The organism is Actinomadura sp. SCN-SB (assembly GCF_043906805.1).
In the GTDB taxonomy this organism is placed as follows: Bacteria; Actinomycetota; Actinomycetes; order Streptosporangiales; family Streptosporangiaceae; genus Spirillospora.
On the sequence record NZ_JBIMPP010000020.1, the window covers coordinates 14,935 to 37,148 of the forward strand.

A 22,214-nucleotide genomic window follows, 5' to 3' on the forward strand; every position below is an offset into this window, starting at 1 on the left:
AACGTCCGCCAGCCGAACCGCGAAAGGAAGCTCTGGGCAGGCCCCTGACCGGCAGCGACCCGGGAGCGGGGACCGGCGCGCGCCCGGAACGCCGCCCACCGGGTCCGACCGGCCCGCCGCGCCGGAAGCGGCGCACGGCGTGAGACTCGGCCGCATTCCCATTCTCGATGTCGAGCCCCGGGTGGGCTGCGGCGACTGGCCCGCCAAGGCGGTCGTCGGGGAGACGTTCGACGTCAGCGCGACCGTCTTCCGCGAGGGCCACGAGATGTTCGGCGCCGAGGTCGTGCTGCGCGCCCCGGACGGGTCGGTCGGCCGGCCCGTGCGGATGCGGGAGGTCGCGCCCGGCCTGGACCGGTGGGCCGCGCCGGTCGCGGCGACCGAGCCCGGCCTGTGGCACTTCCGGGTCGAGGCGTGGGGCGACCCGATCGCGCACTGGCGGCACGACGCGGAGATCAAGGTGCCGCGCGGCCAGGACGTGGAGCTGATGCTGGCCGAGGGGTCGCTGCTGTTCGCCCGCGCCGCCGAGGGCCTGCCCGCCGTCCACCGGCCCACGTTCGCGCGGCTCGCGGAGACGCTGGCCGACGACACGGTCGCCGTGGCCGACCGCATGGACGCCGCCCGCCATCCCGACGTGCTCGACTTGGAGCGGCGCTACCCCCTGCGCGACCTGCTCACCACGACCGAGTGGCTGCCGCTGGTCGTCCACAGGGAACGGGCGCTGTACGGGTCGTGGTACGAGTTCTTCCCGCGTTCGGAGGGCGCGTCGTTCGACCCGATGGGGCGCCGAGGCCCGATGTCCGGAACGTTCCGCACCGCGATGAAACGGCTTCCCGCGATCGCCGGCATGGGTTTCGACGTGGTGTACCTGCCGCCGATCCACCCCATCGGCCGCACGTTCCGCAAGGGCCCGAACAACACGCTGGACGCCGGCCCGTACGACCCGGGGTCGCCGTGGGCGATCGGCTCCGAGGAGGGCGGGCACGACGCCGTCCATCCCGAGCTGGGGACGCTGGACGACTTCGACGCCTTCGTGTCCCACGCCGCCGACCTGGGCCTGGAGGTCGCGCTCGACCTCGCCCTCCAGTGCTCTCCCGACCATCCGTGGGTGCGGTCGCATCCCGAGTGGTTCACCACCCGCGCGGACGGGACGATCGCCTACGCCGAGAACCCGCCGAAGAAGTACCAGGACATCTACCCCCTGAACTTCGACAACGACCCGGAGGGCATCTACCGGGAGGTGCTGCGGATCGTCCGGCACTGGATGGACCACGGGGTGCGGATCTTCCGGGTGGACAACCCGCACACCAAGCCCGTCCGGTTCTGGGAGCGGCTGCTGGCGGAGGTCGCGGACACCGATCCCGACGTGCTGTTCCTGGCCGAGGCGTTCACCAGGCCCGCGATGATGCACACCCTCGCCAAGATCGGGTTCCACCAGTCCTACACGTACTTCACCTGGCGGAACTCTCGGGAGGAGCTGGAGGAGTACTTCCGTGAGCTGTCCGGGGACGCCGCCAAGTACATGCGGCCCAACTGCTTCGTCAACACCCCCGACATCCTCAACGAGTACCTGGTGCACGGGGGCCGCGCCGCGTTCGAGATCCGGGCGGTGCTGGCCGCGACGCTCTCCCCCACCTGGGGCGTGTACTCCGGGTACGAGCTGATCGAGAACGTCCCGCTGCGGCCGGGCGGCGAGGAGTACAGGGACTCGGAGAAGTACCAGTTCAGGCCGCGCGACTGGGAGACCGCCGAACGGGAGGGACGCAGCATCGCGCCGCTCATCACCCGGCTGAACGAGCTGCGCCGCGCGCACCCCGCCCTCCAGACGCTGCGCACCCTGCGGTTCCACTTCCCGGACCAGCCCGAGCTGATCGCCTTCTCCAAGGCCCACGGCCCGTACTCGCCCGGCGCCCCCGGTGATCCCGCCCCGCTGACCGGGCTCGACGACGTGGTGCTGACCGTGGTCAACCTCAACCCCCACCAGGTGCGCGAGGCGACCGTCCACCTCGACCTGCCCGCGCTCGGCCTGCCGGAGGACGCCCACGGCTTCGAGGTCGTGGACGAGCTGTCCGGCGAGACCTACCACTGGGGCCGGTCCAACTACGTGCGCCTCGACCCGCACGAGCGGCCGGCCCACATCCTCACGCTCCGCAGAGACGAAGAGGCATGAGTTGAACGACGCGAACCACCCCGTGCCCCCGGGGCCCGTGCCGGAAGAGGAGCCCATCACCGAGATCCCGCCGGACGTCGCCGGCGGCACGCCGTTCGAGCCCGTGCCGGACGCGTTCGACCCGGAGACGCCGCGCGACCCCCACTGGTTCAAGACCGCGGTGTTCTACGAGGTGTCGGTACGCGGCTTCGCCGACTCCAACAACGACGGCTACGGCGACCTGCGCGGGCTGATCTCCAAGCTGGACCACCTGCAGTGGCTGGGCGTCGACTGCCTGTGGCTGCTGCCGATCTACCAGTCGCCGCTGAAGGACGGCGGCTACGACATCGCCGACTACACCCGGATCCTGCCGGACTTCGGGGAGCTCGGCGACTTCGTCGAGCTGATCGAGGAGGCGCACGCCCGCGGCATCCGGGTGATCGCCGACCTGGTGATGAACCACACCAGCGACCAGCATCCCTGGTTCCAGGCGTCCCGCACCGATCCGGACGGCCCGTTCGGCGACTTCTACGCGTGGTCGGACGACGACGAGCGCTACCCCGAGGCGCGGATCATCTTCGTCGACACCGAGACCTCGAACTGGACCTACGACCCGGTGCGCGGCCAGTACTACTGGCACCGCTTCTTCTCCCACCAGCCCGACCTGAACTACGACAACCCCGCGGTTCAGGACGCGATGCTGGAGGTGCTGCGGTTCTGGCTGGACCTGGGCATCGACGGGTTCCGCCTGGACGCCGTCCCGTACCTGTACGAGCGGGAGGGCACCAACTGCGAGAACCTGCCCGAGACGCACGCGTACCTGAAGCGGGTCCGGGCGGAGGTGGACCGTCTCTACCCCGACCGGGTGCTGCTGGCGGAGGCGAACCAGTGGCCCGCGGACGTGGTGGAGTACTTCGGCGACCCCGGGGTGGGCGGCGACGAGTGCCACATGGCCTTCCACTTCCCGGTGATGCCGCGGATCTTCATGGCGGTGCGGCGCGAGCAGCGCTATCCCATCTCCGAGATCATGGCGCAGACGCCGAAGATCCCGGAGAACTGCCAGTGGGGCATCTTCCTGCGCAACCACGACGAGCTGACGCTGGAGATGGTCACCGACGAGGAACGCGACTACATGTACGCCGAGTACGCCAAGGATCCCCGGATGAAGGCCAACATCGGGATCAGGCGCCGGCTGGCACCGCTGCTCGACAACGACCGCAACCAGCTGGAGCTGTTCACCGCGCTGCTGCTGTCGCTGCCGGGCTCGCCCGTCCTGTACTACGGGGACGAGATCGGCATGGGCGACAACATCTGGCTGGGCGACCGGGACGCGGTGCGCACCCCGATGCAGTGGACCCCGGACCGCAACGCCGGATTCTCGCTGTGCGACCCGGCGCGGCTCTACCTGCCGGTCATCATGGACCCGATCTACGGCTACCAGGCCGTCAACGTGGAGGCGCAGCGCAACAACCCCGGCTCGCTGCTGCACTGGACCCGCAAGATGATCGAGATCCGGCAGCGGCATCCGGTGTTCGGCGTCGGCTCGTACGTGGAGCTGAGCGCGTCCAATCCCAGCGTGCTGGCGTTCGTCCGGGAGATCGGCGAGGGCGAGTCCAACCACTGGGGCGGCATGGACACCGTCCTGTGCGTGAACAACCTGTCGCGCTTCCCCCAGCCGGTGGAGCTGGATCTGCGCCGGTTCCAGGGGTCGGCGCCGATCGAGTGCATGGGCGGGGTGCGGTTCCCTCCGATCGGGGAACTGCCTTACCTGCTGACGCTGCCCGGGCACGGCTTCTACTGGTTCCTGCTCCCGCCGCCGCCCGGATCGGACGGGTCGCCCGACCCGCGCCGGGCTGCGGACACCGCCGGCGACGAGGCCGGGGGCCGACGAGGTGATTGAGGTGATAGCGCCATGGGCACGCTGGACCGGCCCCTGACGGAGCCGCTCGCCGACTGGCTGCCGCGGCAGCGCTGGTTCGCCGGCAAGGACCGGCCGATCGACGAGGTCACCGTCACCTCCGCCACCGAGCTGGCCACCGTCGACGAGCCGGGCGGGCCGGTGCTGGAGCACGTGGTGGCGGAGGTCCGCCAGGGCGATGTCACCGACCGCTACCAGCTCCTGATCGGGATCCGCACCGGCGACCTGCCGGAGCGGGTCCGGGCGGGCCAGATCTACGAGTCGCCCGAGGCGACGCACCTGTACGAGGCGGTCCACGATCCCGGCCTCACCCGCGTGCTGCTGGAGGGGATGGCGAACGAGGCCACGATCGGGCCGCTGCGGTTCCGCCGGGCGCCCGGCGCCGAGATCGACTCCGGCCTGACCGGAATCCCGGTGTCGGTCGAGCAGACCAACACCTCGGTGATCTTCGGGGAGTCCTATATCTGCAAGCTGTTCCGCAGGCTGTCGCCGGGGGTCGATCCGGACCTGGAGGTCAGCCTGGCGCTGACCGAGGCGGGCAGCACGCATGTCGCCCCGGTGCACGGCTGGATCGAGCTGGTGGAGGACGGCGCCGGTCACGAGCCGGTGACGCTGGCGCTGCTGTCGGAGTACCTGCGCACCGGCACCGACGGCTGGCAGCTCGCGATCACCAGCGTGCGGGACTGGCTGGCCTCTCCCGACACCGACGGGCAGGGCCGGTACCCGGGAGGCGGGCCGGACTCGGGCGTCGCCCCGGGACCCGCCGCCACTCGTGGGCCCGTCCCGGGACCTCCGGGGACGCGGCGGCCCAGCTTCGAGGAGGAGGCGGCCAAGGCCGAGGCCGCGGAGGAGCCCGAGCCGGAGCTGGACGCGGGCGCGGCCGGCGGCGACTTCGCGGCCGAGGCGGAACGGCTCGGCGCGGCCACCGCGGCGGTGCACCGCGACCTGGCGGTGGCGTTCGGCGTCACGATGGCGCCTCCCGAGGACGTCCGCGAGATGGTCGCCGCCATGCACCGGCAGCTCGCGGAGGTGTGCCGGACGGTGCCCGAGCTGGAACGGTACGCCGGGCCGATCGGCCGGGCCTTCGACGAGCTGGCCGAGTCCGCCGGGGAGGTGCCGCTGCAGCGCGTCCACGGCGACTACCACCTCGGGCAGGTCATGCGTACCGAGAAGGGCTGGGTGCTGCTGGACTTCGAGGGCGAGCCCGCCCGGCCGTACGATGAGCGCCGCGCCGTGGCCAACCCGCTGCGGGACGTGGCCGGGATGCTGCGCTCCTTCGAGTACGCGGCGCGTTTCCTGCCCGCCGCCGACGCCAGCCTGTCCCCCGAGACCGCGCACACGCTGGAGCTGCGCGCGCGGGCCTGGGCCGACCGCAACCGGGACGCGTTCTGCCGCGGCTACGCGGAGGCGGGCGGCGCCGATCCCGCGGCCAACACGGTCCTGGTCCGCGCGCTGGAGCTGGACAAGGCCGTGTACGAGATCCGCTACGAGGCGCAGAACCGGCCCTCCTGGCTGCCCGTCCCCCTGAGGTCGCTCGCACATCTCGCCCCGGAGGACTGACCCCCGCGGCTACAGGTCGATGGCGTAGTCGAGCAGCACGCGGTCGGCGGGGATCACGATGTCGCGGCACACCTCCATGACGCGCGGCCCCGACAGCATGCGGCGGGTGATGGTGAGCACGGGGACGCCGCCGGTCATCCGCAGCGTCTCGGCCTCTTCGGGAGTCGGCATCCGGGAGCCCACCGACTCCTCCACCCGGGTCGGCGGGTGGCCGAGGAACGCGAGCTGGGCCAGGGTGCCGCCGGGCCACGGCTCGTTCGCCGGATCGGCGACCGGGGTGCCGCCGACCACGTCCCAGGGCAGGTAGTTCACCGAGATCTGCTGCGGCTCGCCCCGCGCGTGGAACACGAAGCGGCGGCGCAGCACCTCGGTGCCCGGCGGCACCTCCAGCAGCGCGGCGACCTCGGCTCCGGCCCCGGTCCGGGTGAACTCGCGGTCCAGCCGGTACTCGTTCCAGGAGATCCGCTGGTCATGGGTGAAGGTGGTGGCGGGCACGGCCAGCGGCTTGGCGACGACGGCGCGGTACCGGTCCATCGCCACCCGCCTGACCGGGGGCGTCACCTTCACGATCGTCCCGCCGCCCCGGCGGGTCTCCACCAGCCCCTCCCCGCGCAGCAGGGCGATCGCCTGCCGCGCCACGATCTCCGACACGCCGTGCTCCGCGCACAGCTCCGACATCGTCGGAAGCCGGGCGCCCTGCGGGTAGCGGCCGTCCCGGATCTGGCCCCGGAGCAGCTCGGCAATACGCAGGTAGGCCGGACGGTCCGGCACCGGCATCACCTTCCCTCGTACCCGGCGCGCCGCGCCCCCGTCACGGCGCGTCGTCGGACCCGGGCCGCCGCTCCCAGGCCGGCTTCCCCTCCTTTCCGCTCTTCCGCTAACCCGAGGGGGACGGTCCGCTTACGGACAGCTTGACACCTCTTAGGCCGAGTAAGACTTTTGTATACAGAAGAACCTCCTCGAGGAAAGGACGACCTGGATGGGCGACTTCGAGGATCTGAAGGCGGCCATCGAGGCGGAGTTCCCCGGCTGGCTGGTGTGGCGCAGCGACGCCGGCCGCTGGTACGCCACCCGCAGCGGCGACCTCACCGACGCGCAACTCCAGGCGGGCCACGCGATGACGGTGGCGGCCGACGACGCGGCGGGGCTGCGCGATCTGCTGATCGATCAGGCGAGGCGGAACGGCGGTCACGGCTGAGGGAGAGGGGACGGCCTTGTACCCCCCGGGTGACGGGGGGCGTCCCCCGGAAGGGGGATGGGCCCGGTCCGTGGACGGGGGCGGACCGGGCCTTCGAGGTCGGGGGGCCGTGGCCCGTTCCTAGGTGAAAGTCGCCGATCCCGGGGCATTCCTAGGGGCGTACGCGCACGCTTGGGCATACGACGACCCCCGGAGCGAGGAGGCCATGGGCTCATGGCACGGGTGACACGTGAGGAGATCGAGAAGCTGGTCGGGGGCGAGCACCACGATCCGCACGGTGTCCTCGGCGCCCATCCGGAACGGGAGGGGGTCACCGTCCGCGCGTTGCGTCCCCTCGCCGAGCGCGTCGAGGTCGTGCTGCCCAACGGCGACCGCCACAAGCTGCGCCACTACCACGAGGGCGTCTTCGTCGGCACGCTGCCGCCGGAGGCGTCCCTTGCGGGGGATTCCTCCGACACCGCGCCGCTCGCCGTGCCCGACTACCGCCTCGCGGTGACCTACGGCGACGGTGACGAGCTCATCCAGGACGACCCGTACCGGCACCTGCCCACCCTCGGCGAGCTGGACCTGCACCTGATCAGCGAGGGACGGCACGAGGAGCTGTGGAAGGCGCTGGGGGCGCAGGTGCGCACCTATGCCTCCGCGTTCGGCGCGGTGACCGGCACCGGGTTCGCGGTGTGGGCGCCGAACGCGCGGGGCGTGCGCGTGGTGGGCGACTTCAACCACTGGGACGGACGGGCGCACCCGATGCGCTCGCTGGGCTCCACAGGCGTGTGGGAGCTGTTCATTCCCGGAGTCGACGACGGGGAGGTCTACAAGTACGAGGTGCTCGGCGCGGACGGGCAGTGGCGGCTCAAGGCCGACCCCATGGCTCGGGCCACCGAGGTGCCCCCGGCCACGGGCTCGAAGGTGTTCACGTCCCGGTACGAGTGGGCCGACGGCGGGTGGATGACCCGCCGCAAGGAACGCTCGTGGGTGAGCGAGCCGATGAGCGTGTACGAGGTGCACCTGGGCTCGTGGCGCGCGGGCCTGAGCTACCGGGACCTGGCCAAGGAACTCACCCAGTACGTGAGCGACATGGGCTTCACCCACGTGGAGCTGCTCCCCGTCGCGGAACACCCCTACGGGCCGTCGTGGGGGTATCAGGTGACGTCGTACTACGCGCCCACCTCGCGCTTCGGCGACCCCGACGACTTCCGGCACCTCGTGGACAGCCTGCACCAGGCCGGGATCGGTGTCATCGTCGACTGGGTGCCCGCGCACTTCCCCAAGGACGAGTGGGCGCTGGCGCGTTTCGACGGCACCCCGCTGTACGAGCACGAGGACCCGGCGCGCGGCGAGCACCCCGACTGGGGGACGCTGGTGTTCAACTTCGGCCGCGCGGAGGTCCGCAACTTCCTGGTGGCCAACGCCCTCTACTGGCTGGAGGAGTTCCACATCGACGGGCTGCGCGTCGATGCCGTGGCCTCGATGCTCTATCTGGACTACTCCCGCGAGGACGGCGAGTGGACGCCCAACATCTACGGCGGGCGGGAGAACCTGGAGGCCATCTCCTTCCTCCAGGAGATGAACGCCACCGCCTACAAGCGCAACCCCGGCATCATGACGATCGCCGAGGAGTCCACGGCCTGGCCCGGCGTGTCCCGTCCCACCCACCTGGGCGGGCTCGGCTTCGGCTTCAAATGGAACATGGGGTGGATGCACGACACGCTGGAGTACCTGCGGCACGACCCCGTCTTCCGCAGCTACCACCACGGCGAGATCACGTTCTCGCTGGTCTACGCCTTCTCCGAGAACTACGTGCTGCCGCTGTCCCATGACGAGGTGGTGCATCTCAAGGGGTCGCTGCTGGGCAAGATGCCCGGCGACACCTGGCAGAAGTTCGCGGGCCTGCGCGTCCTGCTCGCGTACATGTGGTCGCACCCGGGCAAGCAACTGCTGTTCATGGGGTCGGAGTTCGGGCAGGGCGCCGAGTGGGCCGAGGAGCGGTCGCTGGACTGGTGGCTGCTGCACGACGCCTCCGAAGGCGCCAACCATCTCGGCGTCCAGAGGCTCGTCCGCGACCTGAACCACCTCTACAAGTCCCAGCCCGCGCTGTACAGCATGGACACCGTCCCGGAGGGCTTCCGCTGGATCGACGCCAACGACGCCGCCGGCAACACCCTCACCTACCTGCGTTACGGCAGCACCGAGCCGGAGGTGATGCGGCAGCCGGTCGTGGCGTGCGTGGTGAACTTCTCCGGCGCGCCGCACGAGAACTACCGGGTGGGTCTCCCCCACTCCGGTCCCTGGCGCGAACTGCTCAACACCGACGCGTACGAATACGGCGGCAGTGGCGTAGGGAACCTGGGACGGGTCCAGGCGACCGACGAGCCGCAGCACGCGATGCCCGCGTCCGCTCTCATCCGCGTTCCGCCCCTCGGAGCCGTCTTCCTGGCCCCGGAGGCCCCAGAGGCCCCAGAGGCAGGCTAGAGACAGCTCAGCAGCCAGCGCGGCCCCACGACCGACGCCCCGGCGGCCTCGCTGCGCGCGCGAAGCTCGCGGTCCGCGGTGACGACCAGATAGTCGGCGTCCGGATCCCGCCGGCCGACCAGGTCGACGATCTGGTCGTCGCCGCTGCCCTGTGCGGCCACGACCCGTACCCCGTCCGAGGGCTCACCCGCGATGCTCCGGGCCTCGCCCTCCACCACCAGCACGATCTCGGGGAAGCAGCTGTCGTACGGGACGACGCCCGCGGGCAGGCCCGACACGCCTTCCTTCAGGGCGGCCAGGTCGTCGCGCAGGCGCGCGTTGGCGGCGGGCCTGTCCTTCCACCAGCCGTCCGCCCTGGCACCGACCACGTTCGCCGCGTCCACCACCAGCACCAGCCGCCTGAGCGACTTGCGCAACCGCGGCCAGGCCCGTTCGAAGGGCGGGAACAGGCGCTTGTCGGTGACCTTGTCCTCCGTCACCCACGCCGCCTTCCGCGTCTCCCTGGACGCGGGACGCACCTGTTCCAGTTCGGGGACACGGCCGACCACGGAGGCGAACTGCCAGCCGCCATGGTCCTCCACCAGGATGCCGTGCACTTCGACCCGCCGCGTGTCCAGCGTGCATTCCTCGGCGGTCTCGCGCAGCGCGCCCGACACCGGGTCCTCGTTGCTGTGGATGGCGCCGCCGAACATGCCCCACGTCCCGCCGCCGATGCCCCACCAGGCCCGTTGCTGGAGCAGCACCCAGACCTGGCCGTCGGGGTCACGGTGGTAGGCCATCAGCCCAGCCGCGCCGAACCGGCCCCAATGCGAGTGCCCGCGCTCGCATTGGGCCCAGCCGTCACCGTCGCCTCCCATGGGGAGACCCTAGCGGCCAGCGCATAAGGTGGGTCCATGGTCGATCCCGGCACAGTCGTCAGCATCATCCAGCAGGCACGCGAGCGGCGCACCGCGCCCCTGATCCTGGAGCTCGACCTGACCGACGGGATGGTGGAGGCGGCACCCGCCGACCCCCTGTCCGCGCTGATGTCGATACGCCGCAACCAGCTGCGGGACGTCCTGGACGGGCTGCGCCGGGCACGCGGCGACGACCGGGTGAAGGCTCTGGTGGTCAAGATCACCGGCGGGATCGGCCTGGCGGTGGTACAGGAGCTGCGCGAGGCCGTCCAGGCGGTACGGGACGCGGGCACGCTCACCGTCGCCTGGGCGGAGAGCTTCGGCGAGGCCGGGCGCGGCACCGTCCCCTACTACCTGGCGTCGGTGTTCGAACGGGTGTACGTCCAGCCGTCCGGTGACGTGGGCCTGATGGGCCTGGCGCTGGAGGAGCCGTTCTTCGCCGGGGCGCTGGAGAAGGCGGGCATCCAGCCCAGGTTCGCGCAGCGGCACGAGTACAAGACCGCGGCCAACACCTTCGTCGAGAAGGGTTACACGCCCGCGCACCGCGAGTCGTCCCAGCGCGTGGTCACCTCCGTCACCGAACAGGTCATCGACGGGATCGCCACCGGGCGCGGGCTGAGCCGGGAGCGGGTGCGGGAGCTGATGGACCGCGGCCCCCTGCTGGCGGACGAGGCCCTGGAGGCCGGGCTGGTCGACAGGCTCGGCTACCGCGACGAGGTCTACGCCGACGTGCGCGCCCAGGTCGGCGACGACGCCCAGCTTCGCTACCTCGCCCGCTACAACCGCGCCCACGGCCTCGCCAAGCGGCTGCCGCGGCCGGGCAAGAACGACGCCATCGCCCTGATCAACGGGCAGGGCCCGATCCGGCTCGGCCGCAGCGGGCGCGGCGGCCCCCTGCCCGGCCAGGGCACCGCGATGGGCTCGGACACCATCGGCGCCGCCCTGCGCGCCGCCGTCCGCGACGACCGGGTCAAGGCGATCGTGTTCCGGGTGAACAGCCCCGGCGGCTCCGCGGTGGCCTCCGACGCGATCTGGCGGGAGGTGGTGCTGGCGCGCAAGGCGGGCAAACCCGTGATCGTCTCGATGGGCAACGTGGCCGCGTCCGGCGGCTACTACGTGGCGATGGCCGCCGACACCATCGTCGCCCAGCCCGGCACCCTCACCGGGTCGATCGGGGTGGTGTTCGGCAAGCCCGTGATCAACGGGCTGCTGGACCGGGCCGGGATCGGGATGGGCAGCGTCGCCGAGGGCGAGCACTCCCGGCTGCTCAGCGTCACCAAGGACTTCAGCTCCTCGGAGTGGGAACGCGTCGACGCGCTGCTCGACCGGATCTACGACGACTTCACCGCCAAGGCCGCCGAGGGCCGCGGCCTGTCGAGGGAACGGATGGACGAGCTGGCCCGCGGCCGCGTCTGGACCGGCGCCGACGCCAAGGCCAACGGTCTCGTGGACGAGCTGGGCGGCCTCGACCTGGCGTTCGACCTGGCGCGCGAGCGCGCCAGGCTGCCCGAGGACGCCCCGATCCGCGCGTACCCGCAGGTGTCGCCGCTGGAGCGGCTGCGCCAGCCGGAGTCCAGCGAGGACCGCACCGCCGCCCGCGCCCGCTTCGACGCCTGGGGTTCGCTGGGCGGCCTGGCGGCGCGGCTGGGGCTGCCCGCGACCGGCCCGCTGACCCTGCCGGGCGCCTGGGAGATCCGCTGACGGCCCTCACCGGCTACACCGACGCGATCTCCTGCTTCGCGACCGGTGTGGCCGTCCTCACCGTCCGGGACGGGCGTGACGACATCGGCACGACCGTCACCTCGCTCATGTCGGTCTCCCTGGACCCGCCCATGATCGCGGTCGGGGTCGCGTCCGGTTCGTACCTGACCGAGGTGCTGACCGTCCAGGACCGCTGGGCCGTCACCGTGCTGAGCGCCGGGCAGCGCGCCCTGGCCGGGCGGTTCGCCGCCGAGGGCCGTCCCGGCGCCCGCATCCTCCTGGCCGCCGAGCCGCATCACCGCGGCCCGGAGTCGGACGCGCTGATCCCCGACCACGGCCTCACCGCCCTGGAGTGCGAGACCCGCGACCGCGTCGAGGCCGGCGACCACACGCTGTTCCTGGCGGAGGTGCTGTCGGCCGACTACGTGACCCGCGACGCGACGCCTCTCATCCGCGTCAACCGCCGCTACGTCACACCGTCCTAGCCCCCGCCTTCCAGACGGCGAACGTCTGCGGGACGCCGGGCCGGTAGGCGAGGTGGATGTGGGACGGGGCGTCCAGCACCTGCACGTCCGCGCGTGCGCCCACGTCCAGGTGGCCCACGTCGGTGCGGCGCAGGGCCGCCGCGCCTCCGGCCGTGGCGGACCAGACGGCCTCCGCCGGGGTCATGCGCATGTCCCGTACGGCGACCGCGATGCAGAAGGCCATGCTGGAGCTGTAGCAGGAGCCGGGGTTGCAGTCGGTGGCGAGGGCGACGGTCGCGCCCGCGTCCAGGAGGCGGCGGGCGTCGGGGTAGGGCTGGCGGGTGGAGAACTCGACCCCCGGCAGGAGGGTCGCGACGGTTCGCGAGCCCGCGAGAGCGTCGACGTCGTCATCGGTGAGGAACGTGCAGTGGTCGGCGGACGCCGCGTCCAGCTCCACGGCGAGCCGGACGCCCGGTCCGGCGTGGAGCTGGTTGGCGTGGAGGCGCGGCAGCAGGCCCGCGCCGACGCCCGCGCGCAGGATCTCGCGGGCCTGGTCGGCGTCGAACGCGCCTTTCTCGCAGAAGACGTCGATCCAGCGGGCGTGCGGGGCGCAGGCGGCCAGCATCTCGGTCGAGACCAGCCGCGCGTAGCCCTGCGGGTCGTCGCCGTACTCGGACGGGACGACGTGCGCGCCCAGGAACGTCACCTCGTCGGCGACCTCGGCCGCGATGCGCACGGCGCGCTCCTCCTGCGCGACCGACAGTCCGTAGCCGGACTTGCATTCCACGGTGGTGGTCCCCTGCCGGGCCATCTCGGCGACGAGGCGGCGCAGGTTGGCCCGCAGGTCGTCGTCGGTGGCGGCGCGGGTCCTGGCGACGGTGGTGCGGATGCCTCCCGCCGCGTACGGGCGGCCGCTCATCCGGGCGGCGAACTCCGCGGCGCGCTCGCCCGCGAACACCAGGTGGGCGTGCGAGTCCACGAACCCGGGCAGGACGGCCCGGCCCCCGGCGTCGTACGACTCGTCGGCGGCGGGCACCGCTGAGGAGGGCCCGACCCAGGCGATCACACCGCCGTCGATCACCAGTGCCGCGTCCGCGAGCAGCCCCAGCGGGCCCTCGCCCAGGCCGGGACGGTTGGTGACCAGCTCCCCGATGTTGATGATCGCGATGCTCACCCGTTCAGGGTCGCATGGAGGTCACCACGAGGGAGGAGGCGGAGGGCCTCCTTGGCCCGGCGGCGGGTACCCGTGCCCGGAAGGAGGGGGCGGCGGGTAAGGCGCGGGTGGCGGCGGCGCGCCCTGCGGCGCGGGCGGGTAGGCGGGCTGCGGCGGATACTGCGGCTGCGGCTGCGGCGGATAGGGAACGCCCGGCTGCGGCGGGTACGGCGCGCCGACCGGGGCCGGAGGCTGACCCGGCATGGGCTGGCCGGGCATGGGCGGATACGGCGGGCCCATCGGCGGCATGCCCGGACCGGGGGGCATGCCGGAACGCTTGCTTCCGCCCGACACCGCCTTGGCGATGGCACCGACGATCAGGAGCACGACCGCGATCCCACCGAACAGGACGAGGCGCCCGATGCCGCGGCCACGGCGGAACCCGGTCCCGCTGTCGGTGTCGGTGCCGGTGGCCGGCGGCGTGTAGGAGGACGACGGCGTCGGCGCCGCCGTCGTCGCCGAGGGGGAGGGAGCCGACCTCTGCAGCGACAGCAGCATGGCGTTGAGGGAGGTGGTCAGGTCCCCGGTCCGGCGCCCGGTCCGCTGGAACTCCGAGGCGGCCAGGGACAGGGACGACCGCGTGTAGCCGGAGGTCGGGCCCGCGTTGTAGTAGAGGTAGTCGATCGAGGGGTTGTACCCGATCACCAGCATGTCCGGCCGCGTGCGCCTGCTGGTGACCCACGAGCCGAAGGCGACCTGTGTGGCGGGCCGGCGCGCGGTGAGGATCCGTACGGGGCCGGGCAGCGCGTTGGCGACGCTGCGCACGACGGAGGTGCGCAGGACACCGGCCGAGTCGACCACCTCGGCGGGAGCCGCCGCGGTGGCCGGTGGGGCCGCCATCGCCCCGAGCATCGTGAACACCGCAGCGAGCAGCAGTAAACGCCGCATCATCAGGCACATCCCCGCTCAAGAGAGAATCCGGGCACAGCAGGTAACCACAGGCGGGGACGGCCGCGCCGGGAAACGAGCGGATCAGTGGCCGAGCGCCGCGATGGCGTCGCGCAGGGATCCGGCGACGTCGTCCACCAGCAGGTGCCGCCCGTCCCGGACGATCTCACGGCCCGATACGACGACAGAGCGCACATCGGCGGCCGTCGCCGCGAACACCGCCGTTTCAGCGGCGAGAGCAGGTCCAGGGCCGACGGTACGGACGGAGTCGAGCGCGACCGTGACCAGATCGGCGTAGGCGCCGGGTTCCAGCCGCCCCGCCTCGGGCCAGCCGAGGGCGTAGTGGCCGTTCCAGGTCGCGGCGGCGAGCAGTTCCCCGGCCGTCCAGTGGCCGCGCTCGCGGGTCCGCAGCCGCTCGTTCAGCTCGACCGCGCGGGCCTCCTCGAACAGGTCGATCATCGCGTGCTGGTCCGAGCCGAGGCAGATGGGGGATCCGGCGCGGGACAGCGCGCGAGCGGGGCCGATGCCGTCGGCGAGGTCCCGCTCGGTGGTGGGGCACATGCACACACCGGTCATGGTGGTGCCCAGCAGGCCGATGTCGTCGGAGGTGAGGTGGGTGGCGTGGACGGCCACGGTGCGGGCGCCCAGCGCTCCGCACTCGGCCAGGAGACGAGTGGGGGTGACGCCGTACGCCTCCTGGCACGCCTCGTTCTCCGCCGGTTGCTCGGACAGGTGGACGTGCAGCGGCGCTCGGCGCTCCTTGGCCCACCCGGCGACGGAGCGGATCTGCTCGGGCGGGACGGCCCGCACGGAATGGATCGCGGCGCCGACGCGGGCGTGCGACCGCCCGCCCTTGTCGGTGTGCTCGTACAGGCTGTCCACGCGGCGCGCCCAGTTGCCCACGCTGCCGTCGCCGAACCGCAGTTGCGGGCCCATGAGGGGCCGGTCGATGCCGCCCGTGAGGTAGCAGGTGTCGAGCAGGGTGATCCGGATGCCGGCGTCCGCCGCCGCGGCGATCAGCACCTCCCCCATGGCGTTGGGGTCGTCGTACGGGTCGCCGCCCGGCCTGTGGTGCAGGTAGTGGAACTCGCCCACGCAGCTGATCCCGGCGAGGGCCATCTCGGCGTAGACGGCCGTGGCGAGCGCGCGATAGGCGTCGGGGCCGATCCGGTCGGCGACCCTGTACATCTGGTCGCGCCACGTCCAGAAGGTGCCGGGCCCGCGCGGCGGACCGGATCCGCCCGGCCGGGCCGGCTCGGCCTGGACGCGGCCTCGGAGGGCGCGGTGGAAGGCGTGGGAGTGGGCGTCGGCCAGGCCGGGGAGGGTCAGACCACGGAGGACGGGGGTCCCCGGAGGGGCCGGCACGCCGCGGGTGACGCTGGTGAAGCGCTCGCCGTCGGCCTCGATGAGCACGTCGGCGGCCACCTCGTCCCCAAGCCAGGCGAACTCGGCGAACCACTGCATAGCGAATGTCCTACCCGGCGGCGACGTCGTCGAGCACGGCGGCGAGGGCCTCCACACCGGCCAGGCAGTCGTCCGGCTCGGCGTGCTCGGCGGGCGCGTGCGACACCCCGGTCGGGTTCCGGACGAACAGCATCGCGGTGGGCATCCGCGCGGCCAGGATCCCCGCGTCATGGCCAGCGCCCGTGGGCAGGACGGGCGCGCCGCCGAGGACCCCGGCGACCCGGTCACGGAGAGCGGTGTCGAACCCGACGACGGGGGTGTAGGACTCCTCGGCGAGGTCCACGGTGACCCCGTGCTCACGGGCGGCGCGGCGGGCCTCCTCCCGGACCTCCGCCACGGTCGCCCGCACGGACTCGTCGGCGGGGCCGCGGGCGTCCAGCCAGGCGGTGACGGCGGACGGGATGGCGTTCACCCCGTTCGGCACCACCTCGACCCGGCCGACCGTCGCCAGCGTCCCGTGGCGGACGGCGGCCCGGCGCGCGGCCTGCACCATCTCCGCGAAGGGGAGCATGGGGTCGCGGCGGTCGGCCAGAAGGGTCGTGCCCGCGTGGTTCCCCTCCCCCGCGAACCCGAACCGCCACCGGCCGTGCGGGACGATCGCGCTCGCCACCCCTACGGGCCGGTCCTCGCGCAGGGCGCGGCCCTGCTCGACGTGCAGTTCGATGAAGCAGCCGATCCGGGACAGCAGGCCGGGGTCCTCGCCGATGCGTTCCGGGTCCAAGCCGTTCGCGGCGAGCACGCTCGCGAGCGGGAGCCCGTCGCGGTCGCGCAGGCCACGGGCACGTTCGGGACCGATCGCACCGGTGAGGAGGCGCGACCCCAGGCACGCCACGCCGAACCTGGCCCCCTCCTCCTCGGCGAACGCCGCGACCCCGATGGGACGGCCCGGGCGCGCGCCGCGCTCGCGGAGCAGGTCGATCGCGGCGAACGCCGACACGATGCCGAGCGGCCCGTCGTACGCGCCGCCGCCCGGCACCGAGTCCAGATGGCTCCCGGTCAGGACCGCCGGGCCGCGCGCGCCCTCCGGGTACCACCAGGCGAACAGGTTGCCGTTCGCGTCGCCCTCCACGGCCAGGTCGCGGCGGAGCGCCTCGTCCCTGAACCAGTCCCGGCACTCCAGCTCGGCGGGGGTCCAGGCGAACCGGTGATAACCCCCGCTCTCGGCGTCCCGCCCGATGGGCAGCAACGCCTCCCACATCTCCGTGAAGCTCATGACTCCTGCATGGGGATCCGCACGCCGCGTTCGGCGGCGACCTCCCGGGCGCGCTCGTAGCCCGCGTCGGCGTGCCGCATCACGCCGGTGCCGGGGTCGTTGGTCAGGACGCGTTCGAGCTTCCGCGCGGCCAGCTCGGTGCCGTCCGCGACGCACACCTGACCGGCGTGGACGGACCGCCCGATGCCGACGCCGCCGCCGTGGTGGATCGACACCCATGTCGCGCCGGACGAGGTGTTGAGCAGGGCGTTCAGCAGCGGCCAGTCGGCGATCGCGTCCGAGCCGTCCGCCATCGCCTCGGTCTCCCGGTACGGGGACGCCACCGAGCCGGCGTCGAGATGGTCGCGGCCCAGCGCCAGCGGCGCGCTGATCTCGCCCCGCGCCACCAGGTCGTTGAACACGGCCCCGGCCTTGTCGCGCTCCCCGTACCCGAGCCAGCAGATCCGCGACGGCAGGCCCTGGAAGCGCACCCGCTCCCCCGCCATCCTGATCCACCGCGCCAGCGCCTCGTTCTCCGGGAACAGGTCGAGGATCGCCCGGTCGGTGCGGGCGATGTCGGCGGGGTCGCCGGACAGCGCCGCCCACCGGAACGGGCCCTTGCCCTCGCAGAACAGCGGCCGGATGTGCGCGGGCACGAACCCGGGGAACGCGAACGCCCGGTCGTAGCCCGCCAGCCGCGCCTCACCGCGGATCGAGTTGCCGTAGTCGAAGACCTCCGCGCCCCCGTCCAGGAACCCGACCATCGCCTCGACGTGGACGGCCATGGACGCGCGGGCCCTGGCGACGAAACCCTCCCGGTCCTTGTCGCGCTCGTCGGCCCAGTCCTCGAACGCGACGCCGCTCGGCAGGTACCGCAGCGGGTCGTGCGCGCTGGTCTGGTCGGTGACGATGTCGATCGGCGCGCCCCGGCGCAGCACCTCCGGGACGACGTCGGCGGCGTTGCCGAGCACGGCGATCGACAGCGCGCGCCTCTGCGCCTTCGCCTCCTCCGCCATCCGCAGGGCCTCGTCCAGCGAGCCGGCCCGCACATCGCAGTAGCGGTGCTCGACGCGCCGCTCGATCCGGGACGGGTCGCACTCCACGCAGATCGCGACGCCGCCGTTCATCGTCACGGCCAGCGGCTGCGCCCCGCCCATCCCGCCGAGCCCCGCGGTCAGCGTGATCGTCCCGGCGAGGGACCCGCCGAACCTCTTGCCCGCGACGGCGGCGAACGTCTCGTAGGTCCCCTGGAGGATGCCCTGCGTGCCGATGTAGATCCACGAACCCGCGGTCATCTGCCCGAACATGGTCAGCCCGAGCGCCTCCAGCCTGCGGAACTCCTCCCACGTCGCCCACTGCGGCACCAGGTTGGAGTTGGCCAGCAGCACCCGCGGCGCCCACTCGTGCGTGCGGAAGACCCCGACCGGCCTGCCGGACTGGACGAGCAGCGTCTCGTCCCCCTCCAGATCGGCCAGCGACCGGGCGATCGCGTCGAACGAGGCCCAGTCGCGGGCCGCCCTCCCCGAGCCCCCGTACACGATCAGCTCGTCGGGATGCTCGGCCACCTCGGGGTCGAGGTTGTTCATCAGCATGCGCAGGGCCGCCTCCTGCGGCCAGCCCTTGGCATGCGTCAGCGAGGTTCCGCGCGGCGCGCGCACGGGACGGGGACCGGACATGTGACGTCTCCTTAGGCGAGTCGGCCGGTGACGGATTCGGCTGCGGCCACCAGCGTCCCGTCCCGCACCAGCTCGGTCGCTGCGGCGATCTCTGGAGCCAGGTAGCGGTCGGGCCCGGGGCCGGGCACCCGCTCGCGCAGAGCGGCGACCACGGCGGCGGTGGCCGGTCCGGGACGCAGCGGGCGGCGCAGGTCGAGGGCGCGGGCGGCGGTGAGGATCTCGATCCCGACCACCTGGGCGAGCCCGTCCACCGCGCGGCGCAGCTTGCGGGCGGCGTTCCAGCCCATCGAGACGTGGTCCTCCTGCATCGCCGAGCTGGGGATCGAGTCGGCGGACGCGGGCACCGCCAGCCGCTTCAGCTCGGAGACCAGCGCCGCCTGGGTGTACTGGGCGATCATGTGCCCGGAGTCGACCCCCGGATCGTCGGCGAGGAACGCGGGCAGGCCGCCCGAGCGCGCCCGGTCGAGCATCCGGTCGGTGCGCCGCTCCGACATCGACGCCACGTCCGCGACCGGGATGGCCAGGAAGTCCAGCACGTAGGCGATGGGCGCGCCGTGGAAGTTGCCGTTGGACTCCACCCTCCCGTCCGGAAGCACCACCGGGTTGTCGACGGCGCTCGCCAGCTCCCGGGACGCCACCAGCTCGGCGTGCGCCAGCGTGTCGCGGGCCGCGCCGTTCACCTGGGGCGAGCAGCGCAGCGAGTAGGCGTCCTGCACCCGCGTGCAGTCGGGCCCGCGATGCGATTCCATGATCTCCGAGCCGGCCAGCAGCGCCCGCAGGTTGGCGGCCGACCTGCCCTGCCCCGGATGCGGTCGCAGCGCGTGCAGGTCCTCGGCGAACACCCGATCGGTCCCCAGCAGCGCCTCGACGGACATCGCGGCGGCCAGGTCGGCGGCGGTGAGCAGCCGGGACAGGTCGCGTATCGCCAGGACGAGCATGCCGAGCATCCCGTCGGTCCCGTTCAGCAGGGCGAGCCCCTCCTTGGCGCCCAGCGTGACCGGCTCGATCCCGGCCTCGGCCAGCGCGCTCGCGGCCGGCCGCAGCTCACCCGCCGCGTCCCTCACCTCGCCCTCGCCGATCAGCGCGAGCGCGACATGGGCGAGCGGGGCGAGGTCCCCCGAGCATCCCAGGCTGCCGTGCTCGTGCACGACCGGGGTGATGCCCGCGTTGAGCAGCGCCGCGAGCGTCCTCGCCGTCACCGGCTGGACGCCCGTGCGTCCCGTGGCCAGGGTCCGCAGCCGCAGCAGCATCAGCGCCCGCACGACCTCCCGCTCCACCTCCGGCCCCGACCCCGCCGCGTGCGACCGGACGATGTTCAGCTGGAGCCGCGCCCTCAGCTCGGGCGCGATATGCCGGGTCGCCAGGGCGCCGAACCCGGTCGACACCCCGTACACCGGCAGCGGGCGGGACGCCAGCTCCTCGATGTGCGCCCGCGCCTCCCCGATCAGCCTCACCGCCCGATCGGTCAGCACGACCTTCGCCCCGTCCCTGGCCACCGCCTCGACCTGCGCGAAGGCGAGCGGCTCGGGCCCCACCTCGACCATGCCGTCTTCCATACCCCCATTGCACAGGCCAGACGTGGGCGCGCGGGACCGGCCCCGACCGCATACCGTCTCGGATACGAGACCTGTGGGGGACACTGGGGCCATGAGCCAAGCCCCCGCCGCCCGCCGGGCGCTCGCCGTCCTGCGCCTGCTCGCGGCCTCGGCGGGCCCCCTCCCCGCCTCCGCGATCGCCCGCGACCTCGGCCTGCCGCGCTCCACCACCTACCACCTGCTCGCCGCCATGGCCGAGGACGGCTTCGTGGCCCACGTCCCGGAGGAACGCCGCTGGGGCCTGGGCGTCGCCGCGTTCGAGATCGGCTCGGCGTACCTGCGGCACGGCCCCCTGGAACGCCTGGCGCGGCCCCTGCTGCGCCGCCTGGTCGACAGGGTCGGCGAGATCGTCCAGCTCGGCGTCCTGCACGGCGCGGAGACCCTCTACCTGCTCAAGGAGCAACCGCCCCGGCACGTCACCCTCGTCACCGACGTCGGCGTCCGGATGCCCGCCCACCTCACCGCCAGCGGACGCTCGATGCTCGCGCACCTGCCACCGGCCCAGCTGCGCGCCCTGTTCCCCGGCCCGTTCGTCACCCGGACGGGCCACGGTCCCACGTCCCTGCGCGAACTACGCCGCGGCCTGCGAGAGGACGCCCGGCGCGGCTGGTCCATGGAGGACGGCTACATCACCGAGGGCCTGGCCAGCATCGCCGCCTGCGCCTTCGACCACAACGCCCATCCCACCGCCGCCATCACCCTCACCTTCCGGCGCGCCGACCACCCCGTAGAGACCTGGCCCGACCTGGCCGCCCCCGTCCAGGCCACGGCCGCCGCCCTCACCGCCCGCCTGACCGGACGGGCCCCGGCTCAGTGACGCAGCGCCGCCAGCACCGCGCGCACCCGGCCCCGCTCCTCCTCGGTCGGGTCCAGGGGACCGTGCCCCGGCGCGTCACCGGCGGCCACCGACATCCCCACGGACTCCGCCGCGCCCCTCAGCGCCCCGGCGAACTCCAGCAACTGCGCCGTCACGGGCGTGCCCGCGTCCAGCCCGCGGTGCCTGTCGAACTCCTCGCCCAGCATCCGCAGCCCCGCCAACCGGTCGACCGCCGGCAGGTCGATCGCCCGCCCGGCCCTGCTCAGCTGCTCGGAATGGCGGTCTTCCCAGTGCTCCCACGACCACCCGGGCCAGCCGGGGCCGCGCGCGTCCACGAGCCCGAGCGTCCAGGCGCCTCCGGCGCGGTGGTCCACGTCCAGATGCACCCCGCTGGACGGCAGGCACGGCCACACGCGGACCGGCCTCCACCGCTCGCAGTAGCGCATCAGCGAGTCGAGATCGTGCCCGAGGACCGCATGCGCCCCCTCGGCCACCATGTAGGCCCGCACGGTCGCGTCCTTCTCCACCGTGAGCAGGCACGGCGGCCGATCCTCCGAGGCCGGGGTCAGGTCACGGAACGCCCACGGCCGCATCCCGTCGTCATCGCCCAGCGCCCGCCGGATCTCGGGCAGCCCGCCGTACGCCCAGTCGATCCGCCAGCCCGCCCACATGCGCTCGATCACGTCCAGGACCGCCTGCCGGTACGCCACGGCCCCGAGGAACCGGGAGAACCACAGCAGCCGGCGTTCATCATGATCGATGAGGGCGGCGCCATCGCACTCGGTGTTGTACATCCACGTCCCGAACGGCCGCTGCCCCCTGGCGAACCGCGTCGCCGCCGTGGGTCCCGTCAACAGGTCGAGCTCAAGCGTGTAGCCACCGCACTGCGAGTAATACCGTTCCCAGAACCCACCGCTCTTGATTACGTAATGCGCCCGATGCCCCATACCGACCGAGTGTAAGGATCTGATCACACTCAGGCATGCTTTCTGGGAATCTCGTCGGCCGTCCTCG

General features: G+C 72.9%; 17 protein-coding genes. 8 read left to right on the forward strand and 9 right to left on the reverse strand.

The window, feature by feature from the left end:
- Window positions 1-139 precede the first annotated feature (139 nt).
- The 3 genes from ACGWYJ_RS15535 (at window position 140) to ACGWYJ_RS15545 (ending at window position 5,624) form a co-directional block, all read left to right on the forward strand.
- Window positions 140-2,167, forward strand: a complete 2,028-nt coding sequence (locus ACGWYJ_RS15535) for an alpha-1,4-glucan--maltose-1-phosphate maltosyltransferase (RefSeq protein WP_395106674.1) — start codon at window positions 140-142, stop codon at window positions 2,165-2,167.
- 103 nt (window positions 2,168-2,270) lie between these two features.
- Window positions 2,271-4,046, forward strand: a complete 1,776-nt coding sequence (gene treS, locus ACGWYJ_RS15540) for a maltose alpha-D-glucosyltransferase (RefSeq protein ID WP_395106754.1) — start codon at window positions 2,271-2,273, stop codon at window positions 4,044-4,046.
- Between the two features lie 12 nt (window positions 4,047-4,058).
- The gene (locus ACGWYJ_RS15545; protein WP_395106675.1) at window positions 4,059-5,624 is read left to right on the forward strand and encodes a phosphotransferase; all 1,566 of its coding nucleotides are present in this window, start codon (window positions 4,059-4,061) and stop codon (window positions 5,622-5,624) included.
- Between the two features lie 9 nt (window positions 5,625-5,633).
- On the opposite strand, the gene ACGWYJ_RS15550 is transcribed toward ACGWYJ_RS15545, so the two are convergent.
- A complete protein-coding gene (locus ACGWYJ_RS15550) occupies window positions 5,634-6,401 on the reverse strand; it encodes a GntR family transcriptional regulator (protein WP_395106676.1) in 768 nt (255 codons plus the stop codon).
- Between the two features lie 202 nt (window positions 6,402-6,603).
- On the opposite strand from ACGWYJ_RS15550, the gene ACGWYJ_RS15555 reads away from it, so the two are divergent.
- The gene (locus ACGWYJ_RS15555) at window positions 6,604-6,822 is read left to right on the forward strand and encodes a hypothetical protein (RefSeq protein WP_395106677.1); all 219 of its coding nucleotides are present in this window, start codon (window positions 6,604-6,606) and stop codon (window positions 6,820-6,822) included.
- A 213-nt stretch (window positions 6,823-7,035) separates the two neighbouring features.
- The gene (glgB, locus tag ACGWYJ_RS15560; RefSeq protein ID WP_395106678.1) at window positions 7,036-9,294 is read left to right on the forward strand and encodes a 1,4-alpha-glucan branching protein GlgB; all 2,259 of its coding nucleotides are present in this window, start codon (window positions 7,036-7,038) and stop codon (window positions 9,292-9,294) included.
- Here the strand turns inward: glgB and ACGWYJ_RS15565 are convergent.
- Window positions 9,291-10,151 carry an NUDIX domain-containing protein gene (locus ACGWYJ_RS15565; RefSeq protein WP_395106679.1) on the reverse strand — a complete coding sequence of 287 codons (861 nt, stop codon included), beginning with the start codon at window positions 10,149-10,151 and terminating at the stop codon, window positions 9,291-9,293. The genes glgB and ACGWYJ_RS15565 overlap by 4 nt on opposite strands.
- Window positions 10,152-10,187: 36 nt before the next feature.
- On the opposite strand from ACGWYJ_RS15565, the gene sppA reads away from it, so the two are divergent.
- Together sppA and ACGWYJ_RS15575 are read left to right on the forward strand one after the other, a co-directional pair.
- A complete protein-coding gene (gene sppA, locus ACGWYJ_RS15570) occupies window positions 10,188-11,891 on the forward strand; it encodes a signal peptide peptidase SppA (protein ID WP_395106680.1) in 1,704 nt (567 codons plus the stop codon).
- A gap of 47 nt (window positions 11,892-11,938) precedes the next feature.
- Entirely contained in the window at window positions 11,939-12,376 is a 438-nt protein-coding gene (locus ACGWYJ_RS15575; protein WP_395106681.1) for a flavin reductase family protein, read from the forward strand.
- On the opposite strand, the gene hutI is transcribed toward ACGWYJ_RS15575, so the two are convergent.
- From hutI to hutH, 6 genes are all read right to left on the reverse strand, one after another.
- Window positions 12,363-13,529: an imidazolonepropionase gene (gene hutI, locus ACGWYJ_RS15580; RefSeq protein WP_395106682.1), complete on the reverse strand. Its 1,167-nt coding sequence runs from the start codon at window positions 13,527-13,529 to the stop codon at window positions 12,363-12,365. The genes ACGWYJ_RS15575 and hutI overlap by 14 nt on opposite strands.
- A gap of 21 nt (window positions 13,530-13,550) precedes the next feature.
- Complete coding sequence (locus tag ACGWYJ_RS15585; protein ID WP_395106683.1) at window positions 13,551-14,459, reverse strand: hypothetical protein; 909 nt, start codon at window positions 14,457-14,459, stop codon at window positions 13,551-13,553.
- Between the two features lie 81 nt (window positions 14,460-14,540).
- Window positions 14,541-15,920: a formimidoylglutamate deiminase gene (locus ACGWYJ_RS15590; protein WP_395106684.1), complete on the reverse strand. Its 1,380-nt coding sequence runs from the start codon at window positions 15,918-15,920 to the stop codon at window positions 14,541-14,543.
- Between the two features lie 10 nt (window positions 15,921-15,930).
- Complete coding sequence (locus ACGWYJ_RS15595) at window positions 15,931-17,133, reverse strand: allantoate amidohydrolase (protein WP_395106685.1); 1,203 nt, start codon at window positions 17,131-17,133, stop codon at window positions 15,931-15,933.
- Window positions 17,130-18,788, reverse strand: a complete 1,659-nt coding sequence (hutU, locus tag ACGWYJ_RS15600; protein ID WP_395106686.1) for a urocanate hydratase — start codon at window positions 18,786-18,788, stop codon at window positions 17,130-17,132. Before hutU ends, ACGWYJ_RS15595 begins: the two co-directional genes overlap by 4 nt.
- An 11-nt stretch (window positions 18,789-18,799) precedes the next feature.
- A complete protein-coding gene (hutH, locus tag ACGWYJ_RS15605; protein WP_395106687.1) occupies window positions 18,800-20,344 on the reverse strand; it encodes a histidine ammonia-lyase in 1,545 nt (514 codons plus the stop codon).
- 91 nt (window positions 20,345-20,435) lie between these two features.
- On the opposite strand from hutH, the gene ACGWYJ_RS15610 reads away from it, so the two are divergent.
- Window positions 20,436-21,200, forward strand: coding sequence for an IclR family transcriptional regulator (locus tag ACGWYJ_RS15610; protein WP_395106688.1), 765 nt, complete (start codon window positions 20,436-20,438; stop codon window positions 21,198-21,200).
- Here the strand turns inward: ACGWYJ_RS15610 and ACGWYJ_RS15615 are convergent.
- A complete protein-coding gene (locus tag ACGWYJ_RS15615; RefSeq protein WP_395106689.1) occupies window positions 21,194-22,147 on the reverse strand; it encodes a hypothetical protein in 954 nt (317 codons plus the stop codon). The two genes, ACGWYJ_RS15610 and ACGWYJ_RS15615, sit on opposite strands and share 7 nt — an antisense overlap.
- Window positions 22,148-22,214: the final 67 nt, after the last annotated feature.